This is a genomic window from Shouchella hunanensis, assembly GCF_028735875.1.
GTDB lineage: Bacteria > Bacillota > Bacilli > Bacillales > Bacillaceae_D > Shouchella > Shouchella hunanensis.
In genome coordinates this window covers 176,640-194,459 of record NZ_CP117834.1, presented here as the reverse complement: position 1 = coordinate 194,459, position 17,820 = coordinate 176,640, and the positions used below count along the sequence as shown (strand labels likewise).

The following is a 17,820-nucleotide window of genomic DNA, read 5'->3' as shown; positions in this document are numbered from 1 at the left end:
GCTGATGCTTGCTTTTTTTTAGGATTTTACACTTGATAAAAAGAAAAATATGGCATTAAATAAAGAGGTATACGCTTAGTTCGGGACAATTCGGGTATGCTTAAAGTAATGGCAGATAAAAGAGAGTAGGTGTATAAGATGGAGAAAAAAGGCACTGAAGCGCTTGAAGAAAAAAAGAAAAAGCTCACAAATGAAAAGCAAGCCTTATTTGAAGAAGCAATTGACTATATGGAAGCTGCTAGCTTTTCACAACGGAAACGAAATCAGATTCTTCACCAAATACTAGATGAGTGGTTGTACGCTGAAAAAAATGCGATTGATTTAGAGCTGAATCAAAAGAACATTTACACATACTGTGAGAAGCGAACAAAAAACGTTCCAAAAATGTCAACATCGTTAAAAATGGCTTTGTTACTAAGAGTTGGTTTGCTTATCCTAGTTGTCTATTTTGTTTTGCAGTTCATTATTCAAATAGCAGGCTTATTAGATTCAAATATTCAGGCATCTTCTTTTTCGTTTTTACCTATTATTCTTTTAGCGAGTGTAGGCTTGTTCGGCTTTTATTTATATGATAAAGCTTCGACAAAAGAAAAAGCCGTTATGTGGAAAGGGATTGGCATCGTAACGCAATTAACGGCATTTCTTCTCTTCTTTGCGAGCATGCGGTTGTGGGACGGCATTTTAACGATTCGGTTAACCCTCATCAATTCAACCGTTATTGCGGTTTTCATGGTTGTCTTCTTTCTTGTTGCAGGTAAATGGAAAAATCAGTTAGAAGAAAAAGAACTGGAAAAGGATCAAAATGATGTGATTCTTTTTTCTTGAAGGTGGCTTACACTACACAATACCGAAAAACAAGCAAATGAAAAAAACGATAATAAGGGTTAATAAAAATAAGTCTACAGCTGTTGGAAGAAGTAATGTACGAATAAGCTGAAACACTAAAATTGGCGGTAAGCATTGAATACAAATAAATTTAAAGCGCCCAAATTTTTTAGGTGGACCAGGTGGCGGACATGGTGGTGGAAAGCCTTGAAATCGCTTAGTCATAGCAACCTTCCTCCTTTGTATAATGATTACTGTATTGTATGCAAGCAGCCTAAAACTGTTGCAAAAGCAGTTCTGAATGTATAGACTATATAAAAATAACCAAAGCTAATATTGACGTACTTGTAAGCAAGCGATAAAATACGGATAGATCCTATATACAAGCTGTGATCAGGAGGAGTAAAGAAACTGCTTCTAGTAGAGAGGAAGGACCTTGGCTGAAAGTCTTTCTAGAGAGCAAGTACTTGAAAGTCGCCTGTAAGCTTTTCTGTTGAACCTTCTAGTAAACAGAAACGGTTTCGAGCCGTTAGTCGATTTGAGTTGCACAGACTAAGTCTGTGAACAAAGGTGGCACCGCGAACAATCCCTTCGTCCTTTGAGACGGAAGGGTTTTTTGTATTTTTTTAAGCTAAAGGAGGCCTGCCCAATGACGGAGCAGCATACAATGCCAACAAAATATGATCCAAATGAAACAGAAAGGAAATGGTACGACTACTGGAAAAAAGGCGAGTTCTTTAAACCTACAGACGATCCATCTAAAGAACCGTACTCCATTGTCATTCCACCACCAAATGTTACCGGAAAGCTCCACCTTGGTCACGCATGGGATGCCACCTTGCAAGATATTCTTGCTCGAACAAAACGAATGCAAGGTTATGACACACTTTGGCTTCCGGGAATGGACCATGCAGGAATTGCAACTCAAGCTAAAGTGGAGGCGCGCCTAAAAGAACAAGGAATTTCAAAGCATGATCTTGGTCGTGAAGGCTTTGTTGAGAAGTCTTGGGAATGGAAAGAAGAATATGCCAATTTTATTCGAAAGCAATGGGCAAAGGTTGGTATTTCCGTAGATTATTCCCGAGAACGATTTACATTGGATTCAGGTTTATCGGATGCAGTTAATGAAGTGTTTGTATCACTTTACGAACAAGGTCTTATCTATCGTGGGGAATATATCATTAACTGGGACCCGCATACGAAAACAGCTCTTTCTGATATAGAAGTTATTCACCAAGATGTTCAAGGTGCTTTCTATCATATGGAGTACCCGTTAGTGGACGGAACAGGTTCTATTAAAATCGCAACGACAAGGCCGGAAACCATGCTTGGAGATACAGCAGTAGCTGTTCACCCAAAAGATGAACGGTACAGTCACCTAGTAGGTAAAAAGGTGAAGCTACCAATTATTGGTCGCGAAATTCCGATTGTAGCAGACGAGTACGTTGATCGTGATTTTGGTTCGGGAGCTGTTAAAATTACCCCAGCTCATGATCCGAATGACTTTGAAATTGGAAATCGTCACGATCTGCCGCGCATTCTCGTTATGAACGAAGATGGATCCATGAATGAAAATGCTGGCAAGTATCAAGGGCTCGATCGTTTTGATTGCCGTAAGCAGATTGTTAAAGACTTACAGGCGTCAGGTGTATTATTTGAAATTGAAGAGCACCTTCACTCTGTTGGTCATTCAGAGCGTAGCGGCGTTGTGGTCGAACCTTATTTATCAATGCAGTGGTTTGTGAAAATGCAGCCTCTTGCAGAAGAATCTCTCAAAATGCAGCAGCATGAAGACACGAAAGTAACGTTTGTGCCTGAACGTTTTGAAGGCACCTATACACGCTGGATGGAAAACATTCGCGACTGGTGTATTTCTAGACAACTTTGGTGGGGACACCGAATCCCAGCTTGGTATCATAAAGAGACGAATGAGCTTTATGTCGGGAAAGAAGCACCTCAAGATCCAGAAAACTGGGTACAAGATGAAGATGTATTAGATACGTGGTTTTCTTCAGCGCTATGGCCGTTTTCAACAATGGGCTGGCCAAATGAAGATGCCGAGGATTTAAAACGTTATTATCCAACCGATGTGCTTGTAACTGGCTACGATATTATTTATTTCTGGGTATCTCGTATGATTTTCCAAGGAAAAGCGTTTACGAACAAAAGACCGTTCAAAGATGTACTTATTCATGGACTCATTCGTGATGCTGAGGGTAAGAAAATGAGTAAATCCCTAGGAAACGGTGTGGATCCGCAAGAGGTAATTGATAAATACGGAGCCGATTCATTGCGCTTTTTCTTAGCAACGGGAAGTACTCCAGGGAATGACCTTCGTTTTTATTGGGAAAAAGTCGAGTCTACTTGGAATTTCGGTAACAAGATATGGAATGCTTCTCGATTTGCGTTAATGAATATGGATGGGCTAAGCTACAACGAAATTGATATAACGAAAGAGAAAACGATAGCAGATAAGTGGATTTTAACACGTTTAGGTCAAACAGCAGAAACGGTTACGCGTTTGCTGGATAGTTACGAATTTGGAGAAGCCGGACGTACGCTTTATTCATTTATTTGGGATGACGTTTGTGACTGGTACATTGAAATGGCGAAACTAACTCTATACGGAGAAGATATAGAGGCAAAAGCGACGACTCGTTCCGTTCTTGCTTATGTGCTTGACCATACGATGCGCATGCTTCATCCATTTATGCCGTTTATTACTGAGGAAATTTGGCAGTACTTGCCTCATCAAGGAGAGTCTATTACAGTTGCAGAATGGCCGCTCTTTACGAGTGAATTCTATGATCCAAAGGCACTTCAGGATATGGAAACATTAAAAACACTCATTCGTTCTATTCGTAATACTCGCTCGGAGCTAAATGTACCAATGAGTAAACAAATTGAATTGTTTATTCGACCAGCAGATGATGAAACCAAAGCATGTTTAGAAACTGGCTCAGCCTACATCGAAAAGTTTGCAAATCCGAGTAAGCTCGTTATTGCAAATGATTTAGAAACGCCAGAAAAAGCAATGTCGCATGCTTTAACTGGGATGGAGATTTTTATGCCGTTAGCAGGACTTCTTGATTTAGACGCAGAAATTGCACGGTTGGAAAAAGAGAAAGAAAAATTAACAAAAGAAGTTGAGCGTATTGAAAAGAAGCTTAGCAACCAAGGATTTGTTGCAAAAGCACCTGCGCAAGTAGTAGAAGAAGAAAAGAAGAAAAAAGCAGATTATGAGTCAAAGCGAACGATTGTTATTGAACGAATTGCAGAACTAAGCGCATAAAACGAAAGAGCTCAAGCGTAAAGAACGCCTGAGCTCCTTTTTTAAGGAGAGACGTGCAGTGAAAACGAGTGAAGAAGCAATTGCATGGATTCATTCCTTGCTGCCTTTTGGTATTAAGCCCGGCTTAAAGCGAATGGAATGGATGCTTGAGAAATTAAATCATCCGGAACAACTGATAACAGCTGTTCATATTGGCGGAACAAATGGGAAAGGGTCCACTGTAAGTTTTTTAAGACATATACTAGAAGAAGAACAATTTCAAGTAGGAACATTTACGTCTCCCTACATAGAACGATTTGAAGAACGTATCTCAGTTAACGGCAATCCAATTTCTAGTGAAGATTTAGTGTGGGGAGCAAACAAAGTAAGACCTTTGGTTGAACAATTAGCGGATACGGACCTTGGTTCGCCAACAGAATTTGAAGTGATTACGACTATTATGTTCCTCTATTTTGCAGAGCGAGCAAAACCAGATATTTGTTTAATTGAAGTAGGTTTAGGTGGTCGGTTTGATTCGACCAATGTGATTCAACCGATCGTATCGATGATCACAATGATTGGACATGACCACATGCATATTCTTGGAAATACCCTGGAAGAGATTGCGTTTGAGAAAGCAGGGATTATTAAACCGAACACGCCAATTATTCTTGGTGACATTCAAAGTGATGTGCGAGCGGTCATTGAAGAGCAAGCGCATAAAAAGCAGGCAGCTATTTCAATTCTAAAGGATGATTTCACATACGAAACGATGGACACAAGTCGATTTACGTATCAAGGTAATTCGTACACGGTGTCAATGCTTGGAGAGCATCAGCATCATAATGCTGCGCTTGCATTAAAAGCAAGTGAAGAAATCGAGAAGCATTTAGATCGACCCATATCCGATTTTGCAAAAGGAGAAGGATTACGAAAAACAACATGGCCAGGTAGGATGGAGTGGTTAAGTAAGTATCCTGCATTATTAATTGATGGTGCACATAATCAAGAAGGCTTTCATGCACTTGCACAGACGTTAAGGCAACAATTTGCTTCCAAAAAAATTGCGTTATTTATCGGCGTGACAGAAGGGAAAGACGTTGCACCTTTAATAAAAGCGCTCCAATCTATGAACGTTTCGTATTACTGTTGTTCCTTTTCATTCTTTCGTGGGATGCCTGCAAAAGAATTGTTTCAACAAATTGAGCAAGTTGTACAAAAAGAAGAAGTGGTTGATTGGAAGACAAAAATAGTAGAGAAAATAGAAACAGCCGCTGCGGATGAAGTCATTATTGTAACTGGCTCTCTTTATTTTATTTCAGAGGCTCGTCATTTTCTGAAAAAGAAGGAAGTCGGAAACATTTAGTTAAGATAAACAAAGAGAATGCTGTCCTATTAAAGTGAAAAAACCTGATACGATTCATTATCGGTTTTTAGCACATGCTTTAAAGGACAGTGATCTTTTTTATAGTTGCAGTAGCAAAAATTTTATTCCGCACATGAGTGGAAATCATTTTCTAAAATAGCAGGGAAAGAGACAAATGGTGTGGAATGAGTAAAGACACATAAAGTAGAAGGAGGAACATAGCGGTTGGCTGAATCTTTTGTAATCGGCATCTATATAAGCCTCGTAGGGATGGTTACAGGCTCGTACTTTCTTTCATTTCTGTCCCGTGGAACGTTCAAGCAAACGATGAAAGGGCGATCAAAGTGTGAACATTGTCAACAGACAATCCAAGCCATCGACATGATTCCAGTTATCTCTTATTTGTTATTAAGGGGAAAATGTCGCTTTTGTCATCAGAAGATCCCTTTTTACTTTCCTCTTATTGAAGTCATAACAGGTGTCTTATTTTTTCTCTCTTGGTATTATGCTAATCACTTCGTAGACTATGTTATGTCGTTTTTACTCATTTCAATGTTAATCCTCCTTACACTTACAGATATTCGCTCCTTTCGCATACCAAATCGTATTTTACTCTTGTTTTCCATTCCGCTCCTTGCGCTACGATTCTTTGTTCATCCCATTACGTTTGATCTTTTTTCATTGGTCATTAGCCTTGTACTTTTGAGTACCTTACTTTATGCTTGTCAAAAAGAACAGCTCGGTGGTGGCGATGTTAAATTATTTCTTCTTTTTATGCTGTTGTTTGGTATTCAATCGACATTGCTCATTATTGCAGTGGCTTCCTCAATTGCCCTATTATTTGTGTTTATACATCCCTCGTTTAGACAGAAATATGAAGACAGTAAGCGAATGAAAATTCCGTTTGCACCATTTATTAGCATCGCCGCACTAATTGTCTATTTTTTACCTTATGTGGTCTAAATAAAGACAAGCCTCATATGTATAGAGGGAAAGGGGTGTTTACTTATGAGTGATCAAAAGCATTCGATGAATTTTAAGTTCCCGCAATCAATGAAAAAAAACAGTCGTCCTGCACCCAAAAGTGAAGACTCAGAACCGATTGAAGTGATTAGCTGGGATCGTTCAGTATTTCAAAAAAACCATTCAACGCCACAAGATAATGACGATTTACAACCAGAAGAAGATAAAGTTGTGGACTTCACTGAAAAATTAAATGTGAAAAAATCTGGAAATGAGCCTTTTTGGGATGATGGTGACCGCTCTAAAGGACCAAAGCTCCCTCCTAAAAATCGAAAAAATAAAATCCAGCTGTCCATTCCTTGGCCAATTGTTGGTGCTGTTATGTCTGCTATTGTTGTTGGACTAGGACTTGGTATTGTTGTCTTCCAATTCTTTTTAAACGATGACACGGCGTATGGCGAGGCTGTTATTCCTGCTCAAGCAACGGTCTATACAGATGTCTCCTTTCCAAGCTTACACGTGGACGTTGTTCAAGGAGCCGCATTCACAGATATGGAAACAGCTGAAAAAGTTGTATTAGAGACAAAAGAAAAAGGGCTGCCTGCCGTACTCATACCAGGTGAGGAAACGCAATATATGTTTTTAGGAGTAGCTAATGATCAAGCAAGGGGTACAGAACTAAGCGAGCATTACGGTGAACAGGGACAGGAGACATATGTGAAGACGTATACAGTAGAGGGTGGTGAAGTGTCAGTCGGTGGAGAAGATGCTGCAAATTGGTACACGAGCGCGAATGCAGTCTATCAGTTTTTGAATAACGTTTCTTCCCAATTCATTGTGGCGAACGAACGCGGTTCCATTAGCGAGGAGAATATAGCACAATTAAATCAGTCTGTTGAGCATTTGCGCGATTCTCGTGATAGAGCTTTTTCACAAATGAATGAGCAAGCTCGTGAAAAAAGTTTGCAGTATGCGGATACATTATTTTCGGCTGTAAAAGAACTGAATACCTATCATGAATCTAACGAAAACGATGCGCTTTATCACATACAACAACAGTTACTTCAGCTCATTGTCCAATATGAAGAAGTAGTAACATTTATTAATGAAGAATAGCCAGTGCCATTAAAAAGGTGTCATTTGACATCTTTTTTCTTTCGTCTTCCGAAAGATTTCGATATACTTTACAAAAAAGGAGGTTTATCGAGTGAAAGAGTTAATGGCACAATCTTTATATCAATTAAGCACGGTAACGAATCCAGTTGTTTCTCCTGATGGAACAAAAGCAATCCTTGTCGTGACGAACTTAGATGAGCACGAGAATACTTATCAATCTCATTTATATGTAATAGACATAAAGACAGGTAAACAAACTAAATTAACCCAAGAAAAAGGTAAGCATGTGGCGCCTCAGTGGCTACCAAGTGGTGATGGCTATACATATCTATCCAATCGCGAAGGAAAAAACCAAGTATTCTTAAAGCAGGGCTTGGCCGATGCCAAGCAAGTAACGTATGAGGAACATGGGATTCTTTCTTATATGCTGGCCCCCGATGGAGCAACAGTCGCGTATTCAACGTTTTTTAAAGAGTCCGAAGAAAATGAACAAGCACGACAAAAACCAGAGCCGCTTGTTATTGATCAAATGAAATATAAGTCTGACCAGCGTGGTCTGCATGACGATCGAGTGATGCGCATTGGAAGCGTTGATTTAAGGACAGACAAACAACAGTGGCTAACTACTGATCAATATGATAGTCAGTTATTAGACTTTTCGGGAGACTCCCGTCACATTCTTTTTGCGAGTGATCGAGCGGAAAACCGTGATTTCTCATTTAGCGCACACGCCTACCTTATTAATATGGATACGAAGCAGGAGCGGCAAGTGACGAAAGAAGTTCAAGTGATTACTGGCGGAGCTGTGTCGCCAGATGGACAGACAATTGCTTTATTGAGCCATCAACGGGAATATGAGAATGCGACTCTTCCAAAGATAAACATTTATCGCACCGGTACTGTGGAAACACTAAATCTAACAGAAAATGTCGATCATTTTATTGGCGATATAGCAATTGGAGACTTTTTACAGCAAACAGGATCAAATCGATTGCGTTTCTCTAACGATGGTCAGTCGCTATATACGTTGGTTTCCAGCGAAGGGGCAGTAAACGTATGGAGATTCTCTCTAAATGGTGATCAGCAAAAGCTGACTAACACGGATGCACATATAAACGGCTTTGATTTTTATCAAGATGAATTCATTGTAACCCATAGTTCTGTTGTGGAGCCAAGTGAATGTTATCATGTAAGCAATAAAGACAAGGCATTAAACCGTTTAACAACGTTTAATGAAGCATTTGAAGAAGAATTCCAAGTTAGTGTTCCTGAAAAAGTAAATGTTAGCCGGGAAGATGGTTCATTTGTAGAGGGCTGGTTAATGAAACCGACTTTTTACGAAGAAGGTCAAACGTATCCGTTGATTTTAGAAGTGCACGGTGGACCACATGCGATGTACGCGAATACGTATTTTCATGAATTTCAAATGTTGGCGGCAAAAGGATACGGTGTGCTTTATACAAATCCGAGAGGAAGCCATGGTTATGGACAAGCCTTTGTTGATGCTGTTCGCGGCGATTACGGTGGAGGCGATTTTCAGGATCTTATGGACATTCTTGACGATGTCGTTAAAACAAATAGTTGGGTTGATGAGTCTAGGCTTGGTATGACTGGCGGAAGCTACGGTGGGTTTATGACGAATTGGGCGGTTGGTCATACCAATCGATTTAAAGCAGCTGTTACGCAACGTTCGATTTCAAACTGGATTAGCTTTTACGGCGTTAGTGACATAGGGTATTATTTTTCTGACTGGCAAATTAAAGCTGAGCTTGATGAGATGGAGACTCTTTGGCAACATTCTCCTATAAAATATGTTGCCAATGTGGAAACACCTTTGCTTATTTTGCACGGTGAGAATGACCTTCGATGTCCAATAGAGCAAGCAGAGCAACTATTTATCGCATTAAAACGATTAGGCAAACAAACACGGTTTATTCGTTTTCCTGAAGCGAATCATGAATTGTCCAGAAGTGGAAAACCGAGTCTCCGTGTGAAGCGATTAGAAGCTATTCTAGGTTGGTTCGAAGAGTATCTTTCGTAATAAGTCAACTTCTTTCATACTTAAATTTATATTACGGTATGTTGAGAAGATACGTAGCTAAATAGAATGTAGGATAGCAGAACTCTGTTAAATTTAACGAAACAGAAGAAGTATTATAGAGACGAAAAACCTTACATCATCAGGTTTTTCGTCTTCTTTTAAATTGTTGTTGTTTTTTCCTCTTTACTATTGGTAAACTACTTCTAACACCTGTACAATAAAAAGAAAAAGTAGAGGTGCTTTATGATCCATCCCCTTCTATTAGCTTCTAGTTCCCCAAGGCGAAGTGAACTCCTTAAACAATGCCACATTCCATTTTCTGTTTATGCAAGCGAGGTAGACGAATCACTAGATGGTAAACAATCAACCGAAGAAGCGGTCTGTATTCTTGCACGTCGAAAAGCCAGTGTTGTTGCGAAACAATTCCCGGATCACGTTGTGTTAGCTGCTGATACAATTGTGTCTCATAATGGCAACCATCTGGGAAAGCCACAATCAAAGCAAGAGGCACAAGAAATGTTACTTTCATTGTCGGATTCAACTCATAGTGTCTCTACCGGAGTTGCGCTTTTTCAGCGTGAAAAGTCCATTCTTTTCTCTCAAACAACCTACGTGACAATGACATCGATTCAAAATGAACTTCTGCAGCAATATTTAGAAACAGATGAATGGTGTGATAAAGCGGGTGGATATGGCATTCAAAGCTTAGGTGCCATGTTTGTTTCAGAGATAAAAGGTGATTATTACACAGTTGTTGGTTTACCAGTTGTTAAAACCATTCAAGCTCTCGCTACCTTTCGCATTTTCCCTAAAATCTCTAAATAAAGGAGCTACGTACGTGTCCATTATTATTCGCGATGTCCCTCTTCAAGAGCGTCCCCGAGAACGATTCCTCCGTGAGGGGGCGAAAGCCCTTTCAAATCAAGAAATCCTTGCCATTATGCTCCGTTCAGGTACAAAGCAATACTCGGCGTTGCAGGTTGCAGCTCAATTGCTTTCTACTTATAAAACATTAACTGCTTTAAGTGAATCATCACTTGAAGAAATGAGGCTCATTAAAGGGATAGGAGTAACAAAAGCAATTGAACTTGCAGCGGCAATGGAACTTGGTAAACGAATAAACCGAGAAGGAAAAGGACAAAAAAGAGTCATTGCTTCTCCAGATGATGCGGTTCAGATCGTGGCCGATGATCTAATCGGCATTCATCAAGAGCATTTTGTCGTACTTTATTTAAATACCAAAAATTATGTAATAAAACAAAAAACAGTCTTTATTGGAAGTTTAAATGCGAGCATCGTCCATCCACGAGAGGTATTTAAAGAGGCATTGCGTACGTCATCCGCTGCTGTTATTTGTCTTCACAATCATCCGAGTGGTGATCCTTCTCCTAGTCCAGAAGACATTAGTGTAACGAAAAGACTGAATGAAGCTGGAAGAATACTTGGCATCTCACTTTTGGATCACATTATCATTGGTGATGAAACTCATTATGTGAGTTTAAAAGAACGTGGATTTATAAGTATGTAAAATTATCAATAACCATGGAATCACTTTTTTTTGCCTAGGGAACTTTAAGGCTATTTTTTTTGCTTACAATTCGATATAATAAAGGGTATGAGTTTGCGTTATAGTAATGTCGAAATGTAGCGAAAGCATGCACATCCATTATAAATAGAATGAAAAACCACGAACCTACGTGAATGCAAAGGGAGGAATCTGTCTATTTATTAGGTCGCTTGTACAGAAAGCGAAAGAGACAGTATACATACATGTTTGGAAATAGAGACATTGGAATTGATTTAGGGACAGCAAATACACTCGTTTACACAAAAGGAAAGGGAATTGTGCTTAGAGAGCCATCTGTTGTAGCACTACGTACAGACACGAATTCAATCCAAGCGGTGGGAAATGACGCAAAGAAAATGATTGGTCGTACGCCAGGGAATATTGTAGCGGTTCGACCAATGAAAGATGGTGTCATTGCTGACTTTGATACTACTGCAACAATGCTTAAGCATTTTATTCAACAAGCAATGAAAAATAGTTCGATGTTTAGCCGCAAACCAGCTGTCATGGTGTGCGTGCCGTCTGGTATTACAGCAGTTGAAAAACGAGCTGTAGAGGACGCAACAAAACAAGCAGGCGCAAAAGAAGCATACACGCTAGAAGAGCCTTTTGCGGCTGCAATTGGTGCAAACTTACCAGTTTGGGAACCAACCGGTAGTATGGTAGTTGATATTGGTGGTGGTACGACAGAAGTCGCCATTATTTCATTAGGCGGAATTGTAACAAGTCAATCCATTCGCGTAGCTGGCGATGAGATGGACGATGCCATTATTCAATATGTGAAAAAGACTTACAATCTAATGATTGGGGAACGTACAGCCGAAACATTAAAGCTTGAAATTGGTTCAGCAAGCGCTGACGACGAAGAAAGTCAGGATATGGATATTCGTGGTCGAGATCTTTTAACTGGACTTCCGAAGACGATTACGGTAACGTCAGGTGAAATATCCAATGCGCTTTCGGACACAGTGGAAACGATTATTGAAGCAGTTAAAGATACACTTGAGCAGTCACCACCTGAGTTAGCCGCCGACATAATGGATCGTGGTATTGTCTTAACAGGTGGAGGAGCATTACTGAAGAATTTGGACAAAGTGTTAAGTGAAGAAACAAATATGCCTGTTATTGTGGCTGAAGACCCACTTGATTGTGTAGCGATTGGCACAGGACGCGCACTGGAAAATATTCATTTATTCCGTACAAAAGCAGGTTCAGCTCGATCAAATTGGAAATAGAGGGATAGAGAATGCGATCTTTTTTCTCTAACAAGAAGCTCATTGTTTTATTAGTAAGTATTATCATTTTAATGGCGTTAATTGGCTACACGATGAGAGACGACCGGAATTTATCTCAACCAGAACAAATTATGCGTGATGCCATTGGTTGGGTTCAGAACTTAGTGTCTGCACCCGCGCATTTTATTGGTGGGATTTATGAAAATGTAAGTGAGATCATTCATGTATACGATGAGAATCAATTACTACGCACACGATTAGAGGAATACGCACAGTTATCTGTTCAAAAAGATTTGTTGGATGAAGAAAACGAACGTCTAAGAGGGATGTTAGATATTGACGAGACTCTTAGCGACTACTCTCGTATATCGGCTGTTGTAATTAATCGTTCACCTGATGCATGGGAGCAGTATATTGGCATTAATCGCGGTCAGAGAGATGAAGTGACAGGTGATATGGCTGTTATCGATTCACAAGGTGGATTGGTTGGGAAAGTGACTGATGCAAGTAAGTTTACTTCTTTTGTGCAGTTATTAAGTGATAATGACCCAACTAATTTAGTGTCAGCACAAGTGCTCATTGAGGAAGAAGATGAGGATCCAGCTATGGGCTTTATTGAAGGGTACGATGTCGCAGAAGATTTATTGATTATGCGAAAAGTGGATATCGACGTGCCGATTAGCGAAGGGGAAACGGTAACAACATCTGGTTTAGGCGATGTTTACCCTTCAGGCTTATTAATCGGTGAAGTAGAGAGAGTGGAAGTAGATGAATTTGGCCTATCTCAGAATATCTATATTCATCCAACTGCTGATTTTTCAAAACTCGACTACGTCTTCGTTGTTCAAAGACATTTACCTAGCATGGATTCAGGCGAAGAGGGCTTGGGTGATGAAGAGGGTGAGGAAGAATGAGTCGGACCTATTTTTCCATTGTACTCGTTTTTCTTTTCATTTTAGAAGGCTCTCTTCTTCCTTATATGCTGGCTAACTATACAGAAGCGACACAATATGTCGTTCCAAGGTTAGTTATAATGACCATTGTCTTAATTGGTTTATATTCAGGCAAGCAAGTTGCGCTTATTTATGGACTTGCTTTTGGTCTCCTTTATGATGTTGTATTTACGAATTATTTAGGGATCTATATGTTTGGATTTGCTTGTTTAGGCTATCTATCAGCAGTTCCGTTAAAAGCGGTAAAAGAATCGGCGCTTTGGGCAGTTTTACTTTGTACAATAGCTGTTTTTCTCTTTGAATATTTTCAATATGGTCTGTTTTATATTCTAAGTGTAACGACGATGACGGGTGGGGATTTCCTTCTCGACCGTTTGCTACCAACACTCGTTTTAAACAGTGCACTAGCCATATTATTAGTGTTACCGTTTAGAAAATTAGCGAACCATGTAAATGAGCAAGCAAGCTTTCGCAATCGTTAAAGCAGGAATTATGCATTAAACGTGGAATGTATTGTTACAATGGGAGTTAGTAGAGGTGAAATAGGGATGTCACAAGTGAAATCACTCGTTACAATAAAAGGAACAAAAGATGGTTTGATCTTTTTGTTAGATGATCGTTGTTCATTTGATCAGTTAATAGAAGATCTTCGTGAGAAATTATCATCTGATTACTATAAAAGCGAGAAGAATGATCCAATTGTTTACGTACAAATTGATTTAGGTAATCGATTATTAACTAAATCCGATCAGGAAACGATTGAATCCATTATTACATCGAATAGCCATTTGCGCGTCCATCACTATCATTCGAATGTTGTGACGGTTGAAAAGGCAAAAGCGATGCAAGAGGAAGTACAGACGGCAACCTTAACGAGAATGATTCGGTCTGGTCAAATCGTTAAAATGAAAGGAAATGTCCTTCTAATTGGTGATGTGAATCCGGGTGGCTGTTTAATGGCTACTGGCAATATCTACATTATGGGGGCGTTAAAAGGGAAGGCTCACGCCGGTTATAACGGTGATACGAGTGCCTTTATTTGTGCGAGCCATATGTCTCCAACAAGCTTACATATTCATGAACATATGCTTCATTTTGCTGATAAAACAATTGAAGATGCTGAGATGCAGGCGGTATTTATCGACAGTACGAGCGGTGAAATGACCTTGACAAAAGTGCAACGTTTATTTGATGTAGAGAGTAGAGGATTAAAAGAGGCCGAAGCGGTTTCTTAATTTGGATCGTACGAAAGAAAGGGGATATGAGCGTGGGCGATGCAATTGTAATTACAAGTGGTAAGGGCGGTGTAGGAAAGACAACTACATCTGCAAACATTGGAACTGCGCTTGCTCTAGAAGGAAAAAAAGTATGCTTAATTGATGCGGATATTGGCTTAAGGAATTTAGATGTTGTGATGGGTTTAGAAAATCGGATCATCTTTGACTTAGTTGATGTCGTGGAAGGTAACTGTGACTTGCACCAAGCATTGATTAAAGATAAACGTTTCGACGGGAATCTGTACTTACTTCCTGCAGCACAAACGAAAGATAAAACGGACATTTTACCAGAGCAAATGAAGCATCTTGTAGATGAATTAAAACAAGAATACGACTTTGTGATTATTGATTGTCCAGCTGGGATTGAGCATGGCTTTCGTAATGCGGTAGCCGGTGCAGATAAAGCGATTGTTGTTACCACGCCAGAAGTCTCGTCTGTAAGAGACGCGGATCGTATTATCGGTCTTCTTGAACAGGAGAACGTTGAACGTCCTCGTTTGGTAATTAATCGAATTCGAACGCACTTGGTGAAAAATGGTGAAATGCTCGATGTAGACGAAATTACGAAGATCCTTGCAATTGATTTAATTGGCATTGTGCTCGATGATGATCAAGTGATAAAGCATTCTAATAAAGGCGAACCGATTGCTTTACATTCAACGAGCAAAGCATCTATTGCTTATCGAAATATAGCACGTAGAATTCTTGGAGAAACGATTCCTTTAATGTCAATTGAAGAATCGACAACAATGTTTACAAAGATCAAACGTTTGTTTGGTGTTCGATAAGGAAAAGTAGAAACGGAGCTGAGTCCATTAAGGTCATGTATCAGACTTTAATGGGGTTAGCTTTTTTTTGTTTTTAGAGACTTCTAATTTGAAGATGGATCGAATTGATGAGCTTCTACAAAAAGAAAGGGCTTTTGCTTGCTACTACCTAATGGGACGATCGCTTTTTAAATCGGTTTAGGGAAATGCGTTAAACAAAAGAAAAAAGAGCGATTCACGCTCTTTGGTTGCCTTTCCGAGAAAGATAAGTAGGTCCTAGCACAATCGATTGCGCATCGTGCTGACATAAATCATAAACAGTTAATGCGGCAATAGAAGCTGCCGCCATCGCTTCTGTGTGAATCGGCAAAGGGTGCTTTGCTTTTGCCTCTACCTCTATAATTAAATCCCAGCTGCCTGAATTGACTTCCCAGTTAAACTGTATCGCTATGTACGTTAGTTCTTTTGGGTGGTTATTTGGCAGAAGCGTTGATGTGTTTTTAGCAGCCATGATCCCAGCAAAACGTGCGTTCTCTAAAATATGCTTATGCCGTAAATCGCCATTTTGAAAGTTTTCGTAGAGCTCTTTATCAATTTGAACGCTTGATTTTGCATAAGCATGCTGTTTTATTGCATTCATTGATGAAATATCAATAAAGCCACTAGAATCAACTTCTTGCCTTCGCCTCATCCTACCCCTCTTTTCTCGACAGATTGTTACCGTAATCATAATCGACAGAACCGGTCTACGTCAAGATTGTCATGATTGTTAACCGTTTATAAATTAAGTTGACAATAGGGCGTTCTTCAGCTAATGTATAAGAAAAAAGAGTGGGGTAAGTCGAATGGGGATTCAAGATTTAACAAAAATTTCAATGATGACAGCTGTAATGGCAGTGCTTGGAGCGATACCTCCAATTCCGTTACCGATATCGCCTGTGCCAATTACAGCACAGTCCATTGCGCCAATGATTATTGGTGGTCTACTTGGTGCAAAACGAGGATTTTTAGCCGTATTATTATTTGTTTTCCTTGTTGCATGCTCCCTTCCTTTGCTTGCTGGTGGAAGAGGTGGGGTTGGAGTACTTTTCGGTCCTTCTGGGGGGTACATCATTGGCTGGATGCTTGTCGCGCTAAGTGTAGGGTACGTTGTGTCAAGAATGAAAAAGAGAACGTTTTTTAACGTATTTTGTGTAAATCTTCTATTTGGATTAGGTTTACTATACATATGTGGTGCTGGCTATTTAGCGGCTACTACTGGTGTTTCAATAAAAGAAGCATTTGGAATGACACTAGCTTTTGTACCTGGAGATGTCTTAAAAGCCATTCTTGCGACTTTTATAACGCTTCGAGTACTACGAGCAGTTCCAGCCATTTAAGAGAAAAAGACCGGGGCCACGGTCTTTTTTTACATACGATGCTGTTCATAAACATCTTGTTTTGCAATGCGTGCGATATTCTCCAACTCTTTTTGTGCTAATGATTCGTCTGTAACAGCTTTTACATTTTGTCGAATTTGCTCTATACTGCTTGCCCCTGCTACGACACTTGCAACAGGTGAGTGTGATAAACAGTAGTGATAGGCAAGTCCATTTAATGAGTGGGTGTGCCCATAGTTTTGTTGAAGAACATCTCTTAATTGTGCTAGCTCTTTTGAAGAGTAGGATAAATAGCCATCTTTAGCTGCTTTCACCTGTTGCAATGCTCGATTTGTTAAGATGCCTTTTGCTAATGACCCTCTAGTAACAACGCTAATAGGTTTCTCCTCTAAATAAGGGAATAATTCTTCTGGACGACGATCAAGGATGCTGTACTGCATCATAATGGAGACGATTCCAGAGCGCTCCGCATATTCTTTAATGACATTTGGACGGATGGAAGAAAGACCATACTCGCGAATGTATCCTTCTTTTTTCAATTCTTCGAAAGCAGAGATCGTCTCGTCGATAGGGTCTTCAATGGTTCCACCGTGTAGCTGAAACAAATCAATATAGTCAATGTTCAAACGTGAAAGACTATTTTTAGCGGCATCTTTTATATGAGACTTAGAAGGGTCCCATTCCCAGCCTTCTTTTCCTGGTGTAAACCGATTGCCAGCTTTTGTCGCAAGAATGACTTGGTCCCGCTTTCCTTTAATTGCTTCTCCTATAATCTTTTCATTTTGCCCATAATCATACAAATCCGCAGTATCCAAGTAATTAACGCCTAGATCAAGTGCTTCATCAATGATGGATTTAGCGGTTTCTATGTTTGTTCCAAGAGACATTCCACCTAATCCCATCTTGCTGATGTATAGGGACGATTGTCCAAGTTTCCTTTTTTCCATATTACCACTCCTTCTTGAGAATCTATTCCCTATTTATTTTAGTATTAATCTGAATAGATGAACAGGACAAGTCATACGATGAAAGAAAGTGTGTTTCGCACGTTAAGGAGGGC

The 17,820-nt window shown here is 39.7% G+C and carries 17 protein-coding genes and 1 other annotated feature; of the genes, 14 read left to right on the top strand and 3 right to left on the bottom strand.

Annotation, left to right across the window (positions count from 1 at the left end):
• The first annotated feature begins 138 nt into the window (after positions 1 to 138).
• Positions 139 to 825, top strand: coding sequence for a DUF1129 domain-containing protein (locus PQ477_RS01115; protein ID WP_144559316.1), 687 nt, complete (start codon positions 139 to 141; stop codon positions 823 to 825).
• 12 nt (positions 826 to 837) lie between these two features.
• Here PQ477_RS01115 and PQ477_RS01110 read toward each other — a convergent pair whose 3' ends face one another.
• Positions 838 to 1,050, bottom strand: a complete 213-nt coding sequence (locus tag PQ477_RS01110) for a YszA family small membrane protein (RefSeq protein ID WP_035395480.1) — start codon at positions 1,048 to 1,050, stop codon at positions 838 to 840.
• Positions 1,051 to 1,205: 155 nt separating this feature from the next.
• Positions 1,206 to 1,427: a binding site (T-box leader), on the top strand.
• A 47-nt stretch (positions 1,428 to 1,474) separates the two neighbouring features.
• Here PQ477_RS01110 and PQ477_RS01105 point away from each other — a divergent pair.
• The 12 genes from PQ477_RS01105 to minD all read left to right on the top strand — a co-directional run bounded on the left by PQ477_RS01105 (position 1,475) and on the right by minD (position 15,402).
• Entirely contained in the window at positions 1,475 to 4,117 is a 2,643-nt protein-coding gene (locus PQ477_RS01105; RefSeq protein WP_274272847.1) for a valine--tRNA ligase, read from the top strand.
• 58 nt (positions 4,118 to 4,175) lie between these two features.
• On the top strand, positions 4,176 to 5,462 hold the full coding sequence (locus tag PQ477_RS01100; protein WP_274272846.1) for a bifunctional folylpolyglutamate synthase/dihydrofolate synthase: 1,287 nt from the start codon (positions 4,176 to 4,178) through the stop codon (positions 5,460 to 5,462).
• Between the two features lie 225 nt (positions 5,463 to 5,687).
• Positions 5,688 to 6,425 carry a prepilin peptidase gene (locus tag PQ477_RS01095; protein ID WP_274272845.1) on the top strand — a complete coding sequence of 246 codons (738 nt, stop codon included), beginning with the start codon at positions 5,688 to 5,690 and terminating at the stop codon, positions 6,423 to 6,425.
• Positions 6,426 to 6,470: 45 nt separating this feature from the next.
• Complete coding sequence (locus tag PQ477_RS01090; protein ID WP_274272844.1) at positions 6,471 to 7,541, top strand: hypothetical protein; 1,071 nt, start codon at positions 6,471 to 6,473, stop codon at positions 7,539 to 7,541.
• Between the two features lie 91 nt (positions 7,542 to 7,632).
• Positions 7,633 to 9,582: a S9 family peptidase gene (locus tag PQ477_RS01085; protein ID WP_274272843.1), complete on the top strand. Its 1,950-nt coding sequence runs from the start codon at positions 7,633 to 7,635 to the stop codon at positions 9,580 to 9,582.
• A 243-nt stretch (positions 9,583 to 9,825) separates the two neighbouring features.
• Entirely contained in the window at positions 9,826 to 10,407 is a 582-nt protein-coding gene (locus PQ477_RS01080) for a Maf family protein (protein ID WP_274272842.1), read from the top strand.
• Between the two features lie 13 nt (positions 10,408 to 10,420).
• Positions 10,421 to 11,110: a RadC family protein gene (radC, locus tag PQ477_RS01075; RefSeq protein WP_274272841.1), complete on the top strand. Its 690-nt coding sequence runs from the start codon at positions 10,421 to 10,423 to the stop codon at positions 11,108 to 11,110.
• 242 nt (positions 11,111 to 11,352) lie between these two features.
• Positions 11,353 to 12,384 carry a rod shape-determining protein gene (locus tag PQ477_RS01070; protein WP_035395468.1) on the top strand — a complete coding sequence of 344 codons (1,032 nt, stop codon included), beginning with the start codon at positions 11,353 to 11,355 and terminating at the stop codon, positions 12,382 to 12,384.
• Positions 12,385 to 12,395: 11 nt separating this feature from the next.
• The gene (mreC, locus tag PQ477_RS01065) at positions 12,396 to 13,298 is read left to right on the top strand and encodes a rod shape-determining protein MreC (RefSeq protein WP_274272840.1); all 903 of its coding nucleotides are present in this window, start codon (positions 12,396 to 12,398) and stop codon (positions 13,296 to 13,298) included.
• Complete coding sequence (gene mreD, locus PQ477_RS01060) at positions 13,295 to 13,819, top strand: rod shape-determining protein MreD (protein WP_060703835.1); 525 nt, start codon at positions 13,295 to 13,297, stop codon at positions 13,817 to 13,819. Before mreC ends, mreD begins: the two co-directional genes overlap by 4 nt.
• Before the next feature lie 66 nt (positions 13,820 to 13,885).
• Positions 13,886 to 14,572 carry a septum site-determining protein MinC gene (minC, locus tag PQ477_RS01055; protein ID WP_144559309.1) on the top strand — a complete coding sequence of 229 codons (687 nt, stop codon included), beginning with the start codon at positions 13,886 to 13,888 and terminating at the stop codon, positions 14,570 to 14,572.
• Between the two features lie 32 nt (positions 14,573 to 14,604).
• Positions 14,605 to 15,402, top strand: coding sequence for a septum site-determining protein MinD (minD, locus tag PQ477_RS01050; RefSeq protein WP_035395463.1), 798 nt, complete (start codon positions 14,605 to 14,607; stop codon positions 15,400 to 15,402).
• 214 nt (positions 15,403 to 15,616) lie between these two features.
• On the opposite strand, the gene PQ477_RS01045 is transcribed toward minD, so the two are convergent.
• Positions 15,617 to 16,072 carry a cyclic pyranopterin monophosphate synthase MoaC gene (locus PQ477_RS01045; protein WP_052008031.1) on the bottom strand — a complete coding sequence of 152 codons (456 nt, stop codon included), beginning with the start codon at positions 16,070 to 16,072 and terminating at the stop codon, positions 15,617 to 15,619.
• Between the two features lie 154 nt (positions 16,073 to 16,226).
• On the opposite strand from PQ477_RS01045, the gene PQ477_RS01040 reads away from it, so the two are divergent.
• Entirely contained in the window at positions 16,227 to 16,760 is a 534-nt protein-coding gene (locus PQ477_RS01040; RefSeq protein ID WP_274272839.1) for a biotin transporter BioY, read from the top strand.
• A gap of 29 nt (positions 16,761 to 16,789) precedes the next feature.
• On the opposite strand, the gene PQ477_RS01035 is transcribed toward PQ477_RS01040, so the two are convergent.
• On the bottom strand, positions 16,790 to 17,707 hold the full coding sequence (locus tag PQ477_RS01035; protein WP_274272838.1) for an aldo/keto reductase: 918 nt from the start codon (positions 17,705 to 17,707) through the stop codon (positions 16,790 to 16,792).
• Positions 17,708 to 17,820: the final 113 nt, after the last annotated feature.

What these genes read in the sequence shown, in the direction of transcription:
- PQ477_RS01080 (WP_274272842.1), top strand. Translation starts at nt 9,826, where the DNA reads ATGATCCATCCCCTTCTATTAGCTTCTAGTTCCCCAAGGCGAAGTGAA.
- PQ477_RS01045 (WP_052008031.1), bottom strand. Translation starts at nt 16,072, where the DNA reads ATGAGGCGAAGGCAAGAAGTTGATTCTAGTGGCTTTATTGATATTTCA.
- mreD (WP_060703835.1), top strand. Translation starts at nt 13,295, where the DNA reads ATGAGTCGGACCTATTTTTCCATTGTACTCGTTTTTCTTTTCATTTTA.
- PQ477_RS01070 (WP_035395468.1), top strand. Translation starts at nt 11,353, where the DNA reads ATGTTTGGAAATAGAGACATTGGAATTGATTTAGGGACAGCAAATACA.
- PQ477_RS01115 (WP_144559316.1), top strand. Translation starts at nt 139, where the DNA reads ATGGAGAAAAAAGGCACTGAAGCGCTTGAAGAAAAAAAGAAAAAGCTC.
- mreC (WP_274272840.1), top strand. Translation starts at nt 12,396, where the DNA reads ATGCGATCTTTTTTCTCTAACAAGAAGCTCATTGTTTTATTAGTAAGT.
- PQ477_RS01110 (WP_035395480.1), bottom strand. Translation starts at nt 1,050, where the DNA reads ATGACTAAGCGATTTCAAGGCTTTCCACCACCATGTCCGCCACCTGGT.
- PQ477_RS01040 (WP_274272839.1), top strand. Translation starts at nt 16,227, where the DNA reads ATGGGGATTCAAGATTTAACAAAAATTTCAATGATGACAGCTGTAATG.
- PQ477_RS01035 (WP_274272838.1), bottom strand. Translation starts at nt 17,707, where the DNA reads ATGGAAAAAAGGAAACTTGGACAATCGTCCCTATACATCAGCAAGATG.
- PQ477_RS01090 (WP_274272844.1), top strand. Translation starts at nt 6,471, where the DNA reads ATGAGTGATCAAAAGCATTCGATGAATTTTAAGTTCCCGCAATCAATG.
- PQ477_RS01105 (WP_274272847.1), top strand. Translation starts at nt 1,475, where the DNA reads ATGACGGAGCAGCATACAATGCCAACAAAATATGATCCAAATGAAACA.
- minC (WP_144559309.1), top strand. Translation starts at nt 13,886, where the DNA reads ATGTCACAAGTGAAATCACTCGTTACAATAAAAGGAACAAAAGATGGT.